This window comes from Geomonas sp. (genome assembly GCF_035254065.1).
Taxonomy (GTDB): Bacteria; Desulfobacterota; Desulfuromonadia; order Geobacterales; family Geobacteraceae; genus Geomonas.
The window spans coordinates 1-6,883 of sequence record NZ_DATFBA010000345.1; the positions used below are offsets into that span (position 1 = coordinate 1).

Below are 6,883 nucleotides of genomic sequence, written 5' to 3' on the forward strand. Positions count from 1 at the left end.
ATGACCGGCAATCCCAAGCATGCCGACATCCTGGTGGTGACCGGGTCGGTCAACTGCAACAGCAAGGAGGTGGTGGAGAACCTCTACGCGCAGATGCCGAACCCTAAGGTAGTTGTCGCGGTGGGGATCTGTGCCACCTCCGGCTGCGTTTTCCAGGATTGCTACAATGTGCTGGGCGGAGTCGACAAGGTGCTGCCGGTCGATGTCTACGTCCCCGGCTGTGCTGCCAGGCCGGAAGCGATCATCGACGGCATGATGAAGGCGTGCGCGATCCTGGAAGAGAGGGCCGCACGGCGGAAAAAGTCGAGGAGAGATGGCTGACATGAGTGAAACCCAGGAGATCATACCCGTAGCGAAGTGCGACCTGGTGGGGATGGTGGCCGAGCTATTCGCGGAGGGGTACCGGCTGGTCCAGATCGGCTGCAGCACGCTTTCAGGCGGCTACGAGCTCACCTACTCCTTCGACCGCGACTATCGCTTCACAAACCTCCGCTTCAGCGTGGCGCCGGACGAGCAGGTGCCGAGCATCAGCGCGATCTATCCCGGGGCCTTCCTGTACGAAAACGAGATCCATGACTTATTCGGCGTGGAAATCATGCACATCGCGGTCGACTACCGGGGCACGCTCTACCGGACCGCGCTCGCTACCCCCTTTAGCGTCGACAACGTTAAGTTGCCGGAGCCCCCTAAGCCAAAGGTGCAGCTGGAACCGGGAAAACCTGCATCCGCCGGCGACGGTCCCGGCGGGCAAACAGGATAGGAGATCGGCAGACCATGGCGCACAGGAACATCATACCGCTCGGGCCGCAACACCCGGTGCTGCCGGAGCCGATCCACTTCGACCTGGTCACCGAGGATGAATGGATCGTCGACGCCATCCCGTCGATAAGCTACGTACACCGCGGTCTGGAACGACTGGTGGAGACCAGGGACTTCCTCGACTTCGTCCACGTTGCCGACCGGATCTGCGGCCTTTGCAGCTTCATGCACAGCGTTGGGTACTGCCAGGCGGTGGAAGAGATCATGGGGATCGAGGTGCCGCCCCGGGCCCTCTACCTTCGCACCATCTGGGCCGAGCTTTCACGGCTCCACAGCCACATCTTCTGGCTGGGAGTGGCAGGCGACGCCTTCGGTTTCGAGAGTCTCTTCATGCAGGCGCTCAGGCTGAGGGAACAGGTGCTGAACATCTTCGAAGAGACCACGGGGGCGAGGGTCATACTCGCGGTCTGCAAGGTGGGTGGTACGCGCAGGGACATCGAGAATGAAGTACTGAAGGGGATCGTCGACCGCTTGGGCGGGCTGGGCGTGGCGCTGAAAGAGCTGGGCGACGTCTTCATCAACGATTACTCCGTCCAGCACCGGTTGTCGGGGGTCGGTTTCCTCTCCAGGGAGGACGCCCATGCGCTGGGCTGCGTCGGCCCCATGGCGCGGGCGAGCGGGCTGGCCATGGACCTGCGGCTTACCGGTTACGCTGCTTACCGGTTCCTTGAAGTGGAGCCAGTGGTAGAGCCGGCGGGAGACTGCTACGCCCGCTGCCTGGTCCGGATCAGGGAGATGTTCCAGTCCATAGAACTGATCAGTCAAGCCGCCGGAAAGATCCCGGCAGGACCGGTCGAGGTCAAGGTGACCGGGGCTCCCGACGGCGAGTACTTCTCCCGGGTCGAGCAGCCCCGCGGAGAGGTGATCCATTATGTGAAGGGGAACGGATCGCGTTTTCTCCAGCGGTTCCGGGTGCGCGTCCCCACCTTCAGCAACATCCCGGCCATGATCAAAGCCCTGAAGGGATCGGAACTCGCCGATGTGCCGAACATCATCCTGACCCTCGACCCTTGTATCAGCTGCACGGAACGATAACATGAAGATTTTCACCATGACGAAGATCGTCGGCTGGAACCTGGTCAAAGGTCCGGCCACCCTCATGTACCCGCAGAGGGAGCGGATTTTCACCCCCATCACCCGTGGGAGGATCGAAAATGCCATCGAAAGATGCATCTTCTGCGGCTTGTGCGGCAGGCGGTGCCCCACTTTCGCCATAGCGGTCGCGAAGGAAAACAAGGAATGGCAGATAGATCGCCTCAGGTGCTGCGTCTGTAACCTGTGCGTGGAAATCTGTCCAACCAAGTGCCTCTCCACCAACCAGCAGTATCCCGCGCCGGTCAGCGCAAGGGAGTTGGCGATCCACCGGGAAAACCAGCCACCCTCCCCTGCCGGCAAGGACGAGGCTCCACGCCAGGGCAATCGAGGTGATGCATGAACATGTACCAAAGGGTTCTGCTGGTCGATCCGGCCACCGGCTTCTACAAGATGAAAAGGTACAGCTTCGACCGTTATTTCGGGCCGGTGGACTTGGGGATCCATCTGGTCCGGGAACTCGGCAGCCTCAATTTCGGCGTCGGCATGTTCGCCGGTTCCATTTTCCCGGGCTCCAACCGCATGGTGGTAACCGGTTTTTCCCCCTGCTGGCAGGGGAACTACATCAGCTCCATGGGAGGGGCCGGGTTGGTGTTCAACAACCTCGGCATCAACATGCTGAGCCTGGTGGGGAAGGCCCCGGTGCCGTCGGTCCTCTACCTGAACCGCAAACACGGGGAAGAGATCGAGGTGGAGGTGGTCCCGGTCGACGTGGAGGCGATCTGGATAACTGGCCGGAGCGGTGTCTACGCCCTCACCGACACCGTCTACCAAATGTTCGGCTCCCGCTACGAAAACGACCCGCGCATCCTGACCTGCGGACCGGCGGCCCTGCAGACCGACTTGGGGGCCATCATGTCAGTCCCGATATCCAAGGGAAGCATCGGCCTGGTCGACACCTGGGCGGGCCGGGGTGGCCTCGGGAGCGCCATGGTACGGGAACACGGCCTCGTGGCGATCATCTACGGCGGTACCATGGTTGAAGAGGATTTCCGGGATCGCAAGGTGGCCGATCAGTGGTTCGAAAACAAGTACCGGCAGCGCCTGATGCAGAAGGACCTGGAGGTGACCACCAAGTACCGCTACGACGAGAAGCTGCAGACCGGCGGTACCTTCGGGGTCAACTACGTCACCATGGGAGGGAGGATCATAGCCTTCAACTACCGCACTGTTCAGTGGAAGGAGGAGGAGCGCCAGGCGCTACACCAAAAGTTCGTCATTGATCACTACCTCAAACAGTTCAATGAAGAGACCATCGCGTCCGCACGGCAGGCTACCTGCGGAGAGCCGTGCGCCGCCCTCTGCAAGAAGATGAGGGGCGAGTTCAAGAAGGATTACGAGCCGTACCAGACTATGGGGCCCCTTTGCGGCATCTTCGACCAGCGGGCGGCGGAAAAACTGAACCATCACTGCGACGCCATGGGTTTCGACGCCATCTCCTGCGGTGGTGTGCTGGCATGGCTCATGGACCTGCTGGACACGAAGCAGCTGACCTTGGAAGAAGTCGGCGTGACCAGGCTCCCCAGGTGGGAGATGGCCGGCTTCGACGTGGTAGCGGATTCCATGCATAACGCTGAACTGGGGTGCGAACTGATCGACGCGATCCTGGAGCGGCGCGGAATCCTTGATTTCAGGGAAGGGGCGCGCAAGTGGAGCCGAATCCAGTCACGGGAGAAGGGGGTGGCGCTGCACGACCGGCTGGTGTACGTCGCCTTCAGCCGCCGGGGATGGATGGTGCCCAACCAGTACTGGGTTGCCGGCGTCCTCGCCCCCATGGCCATCATGGGGAAGTACTACATGGATTACAGCTACGACTTCATCCCCCCACGGACCTTGGGGAGGATATGTGCGGAGCGAATGAAAAAGGAGCTGATCCTCGACAACCTCGGCGTATGCCGCTTTCATCGCGGGTGGGCGGAAGAATTCCTCCCCGAGGTGCTGGAGAACCTGTACCACTGCCAGGAGCGCTTCCAGCGTGCCATCGAAGTGCTGGCCAGCCGCCTGCACAGCAGCAACAGCCCCATATTCTGGGAATCGGAGCGTAACATCGACTTTGTGCATAGTTTCCTGAAGCGGAAAAAAGAGGTCGAGCGAGAGGGGAGCCAGGAGCTTGCCAGCTGGCTCGAGAAGTTCGAAGGTGACCGGTTGGAGGCGGCGCGGGAATTCTGGTACGAAATCCTCAAAGGAATCGACGAAACTCTGCGGGAATTCTTCTGACAGGAGTTGGCCATAAGGAGAGAAAGCCATGGCACTAGTAGAGATGAAAACAGTCGACGGGATAGGAACGATTACCCTCAATAATCGCGCAAAGCACAACTCTCTCAGCAAGGAACTGATCGATCACATCTGCGGCGCTCTCAACGAGATGAAAAGCCAGGGCATCCGCGTGGTGATTCTCAGGGCGCACGCCGGCTCGAAGGTCTTCTCCGCCGGTCACGACGTTCGGGAGCTGCCCATGAACGGGCGTGACCCCCTAACCTACAATGACCCGCTCCGGCTGGTGGTAAGAACCATAGAGCTTTTCCCCGCCCCGGTGATCGCCATGGTGGAGGGGAGTGTATGGGGAGGTGCTTGCGAACTGGTGATGAGTTGCGACCTGATCATTTCAGCCGATGACTCGACCTTTGCCATTACTCCTGCCAAACTGGGGGTTCCTTACAACATTTCCGGGGTCCAGAATTTCATGAACACCGGCGGCATCCCCGTCTGCAAAGAAATGCTTTTCACCGCGAAGCCCGTACCTGCCAAGCGGCTGGTTGCCCATGGACTGGTAAGTCACGCCGTGCCCAAAGAGGAACTGGAAAGCTTCACCATGACCATCGCTCAAGATATCGCGCAAAACTCGCCACTGGTAATAAGCCTTCTCAAGGAGGAACTGCGAATACTGTCAGCAGCTCACAACCTCAGTCCCGAGACTTTCGAGAGGATCCAGGCCATGCGTCGCCAAATCTACGACAGCCATGACTATCAGGAAGGCATCAAGTCTTTTTTTGAAAAGAGACCTGCGAAGTTCATCGGAAAATAGCCTGCAGCAAGACAGAAAGAAAAAGGCTCCTGGTAATGACCGGGAGCCTTTGCAATTTATCAACTTCATTTACACTGCCGCTTTCTTCCGTCTCTTACCTTGCTTTACTCGTGGAGACGGATTTCTTCATTGCCTACCTCATGAGGTACTTGACCGACACAAAGGGCTGCAGAATGCTGCTGATCAACTGCAGGGAGGGGAGGACATCGGCCAGAGCATCGTTCCAGTCGCCGTAGGCGCTCTTGGGCACGTAGACAACGTCACCGTTCATGAGCGGGAATGGCAGGGCCTCGCCGCGCAAAATCTTGTCGTAATCGACCACGATCAATTGGCCGCGGGTGGTGGAAAGGGAACGGATGATTCGAATGTGATGAAGATCGTAACCGGTATCGCGGATGTCGGCGCTGGCAATGGCTTGGGCAAGGTTCATCCCCCCCGGAGGGAAAGGAACCACGCCACCTTTCTTGACCGCCCCGAATACGAAGACCTGGGCGTTCTTGTTGTCGGGTATGAAGATGGTGTCGCCCCCCTTGAGCCAGACGTTTTGACGCATATCGCCGTTCAAGAGCAGGTCGTTGAGGTCGACCGGGATGATCTTGCCGCCGCGCGACAGCCGGGCGCCCGTCAGGTTTGCGGAGACATCGAAGCCGCCTCCCATGGACAAGGCCTGGGTGAGCGTCATCGGCCGGTCCATGTAGAAGGTGCCGGCAACCTTGAACTGGCCGATCAGGTAAAGGGGAAGGCTCTTGTATTCGAGGATCTCTACCGTGACCGAGGGATCCTGGAGGTATTTCTTGAGAAGCGGGTTGAGTTTCTGCTCGATCTGGGTAAGGGTAAGCCCGCGGACCTGCACGGCGCCAAGGTACGGCACGTGGATGTTGCCGGAGCCGTCGACGCGGTTACCGGTGACCTTGTTGCCGGTGTTCTGTATGGCGACGCTGAATTCCGTCCTGCCGGGGACGTTGATGAGCAGGACGTCGCCAGGTCCCACCTGGTAATCCATTGAGGGCGGTGGGTCGGCGGGAAGGGTCGGGACTGACACATCTTCCTGGGAGACGACACTGGAGCTCAGCTCCTTCACGGTGCCGGCGGGAATGTCTCGGTAACTGTAGTGGGCGCAACCGGGAAGAGCGAAGATGGCGAAAATAAGAGAGAGGAGGTAAAGGGAGGAAATGTGCTTCATTGTCTTCATTATTCACCTATCCTGAAAAAGACTGTACTGTTCATTAGCATTATTGGACCGATGAAGTCAATCATATATCCCACCCAGACAGATATCTTTCCAGCGCACAGTCAGGCACTTATGCATCAAATAGCAGTGCCGCCAAAACATGTCACTCATACCAGTTCTGTCAGGTAACCGGTGACAGCGGAACCACCTTCCGATCCGTTAGGCAAGCGGAACACTGAGTACCCTGAGAACGCCACCGACAAAGTGGCCCAGCCGTCAACCGCTACGCCCCCTAGGACAGGCCCATTACAAACCAGTTGTCGCCCCTTTCCGTTTTGATTGTTGACATCTGGTTCGCCAGAATTTACAGTTCATTTCGTCCTGATATTATAAGCTTCCAGCTCAAAAGGCTTCCGCATGACAAAAAGAACCATCGCCTTCACCATCGCCGGGGTTGTCACCACGTTGTCTCTTCTCGTGGTGCTCCTCGTGCCGATGATCAAGGGCCTCGGCCTTTCCAAAAGAAATGACGCCGATTATCTCCGCATGTTCGCCGAAGTGGTGGGAATCGTCAAAACGAGCTACGTCGACAAGGTCGACGACAAGAAACTGATGACCGGCGCCATCAACGGCATGCTTGCCGCCTTGGACCCCCACAGCACCTACCTCCCCGCCACCGACTACTCTGAAATGAAGGTCCACATGGCCGGCGCGTTCGGCGGATTGGGGATCGAGTTGGACATGCGCGACGGCAAGCTGATGGTGAACGCCCCCAT

At 58.8% G+C, this 6,883-nt stretch carries 8 protein-coding genes; 7 read left to right on the top strand and 1 reads right to left on the bottom strand.

What is annotated here, in order from left to right:
* The 6 genes from VJ604_RS16140 to scpB all read left to right on the top strand — a co-directional run.
* The coding region (locus VJ604_RS16140; protein ID WP_324084310.1) for an NADH-quinone oxidoreductase subunit B family protein at positions 1-321 on the top strand (321 nt) is incomplete at its 5' end.
* A 1-nt stretch (position 322) separates the two neighbouring features.
* Positions 323-760, top strand: a complete 438-nt coding sequence (locus tag VJ604_RS16145) for an NADH-quinone oxidoreductase subunit C (protein ID WP_324084312.1) — start codon at positions 323-325, stop codon at positions 758-760.
* 14 nt (positions 761-774) lie between these two features.
* Positions 775-1,854, top strand: a complete 1,080-nt coding sequence (locus tag VJ604_RS16150; protein WP_324084313.1) for a hydrogenase large subunit — start codon at positions 775-777, stop codon at positions 1,852-1,854.
* Between the two features lie 16 nt (positions 1,855-1,870).
* Positions 1,871-2,254: a 4Fe-4S binding protein gene (locus tag VJ604_RS16155; protein ID WP_324084315.1), complete on the top strand. Its 384-nt coding sequence runs from the start codon at positions 1,871-1,873 to the stop codon at positions 2,252-2,254.
* Between the two features lie 2 nt (positions 2,255-2,256).
* The gene (locus VJ604_RS16160) at positions 2,257-4,128 is read left to right on the top strand and encodes an aldehyde ferredoxin oxidoreductase N-terminal domain-containing protein (RefSeq protein ID WP_324084317.1); all 1,872 of its coding nucleotides are present in this window, start codon (positions 2,257-2,259) and stop codon (positions 4,126-4,128) included.
* A 28-nt stretch (positions 4,129-4,156) separates the two neighbouring features.
* Positions 4,157-4,936 carry a methylmalonyl-CoA decarboxylase gene (scpB, locus tag VJ604_RS16165; RefSeq protein ID WP_324084319.1) on the top strand — a complete coding sequence of 260 codons (780 nt, stop codon included), beginning with the start codon at positions 4,157-4,159 and terminating at the stop codon, positions 4,934-4,936.
* Between the two features lie 133 nt (positions 4,937-5,069).
* Here scpB and VJ604_RS16170 read toward each other — a convergent pair whose 3' ends face one another.
* Positions 5,070-6,128: a polysaccharide biosynthesis/export family protein gene (locus VJ604_RS16170; protein WP_324084321.1), complete on the bottom strand. Its 1,059-nt coding sequence runs from the start codon at positions 6,126-6,128 to the stop codon at positions 5,070-5,072.
* A 396-nt stretch (positions 6,129-6,524) separates the two neighbouring features.
* On the opposite strand from VJ604_RS16170, the gene VJ604_RS16175 reads away from it, so the two are divergent.
* Positions 6,525-6,883: S41 family peptidase (locus VJ604_RS16175; RefSeq protein ID WP_414652458.1), on the top strand; the 359-nt coding region annotated here is incomplete at its 3' end.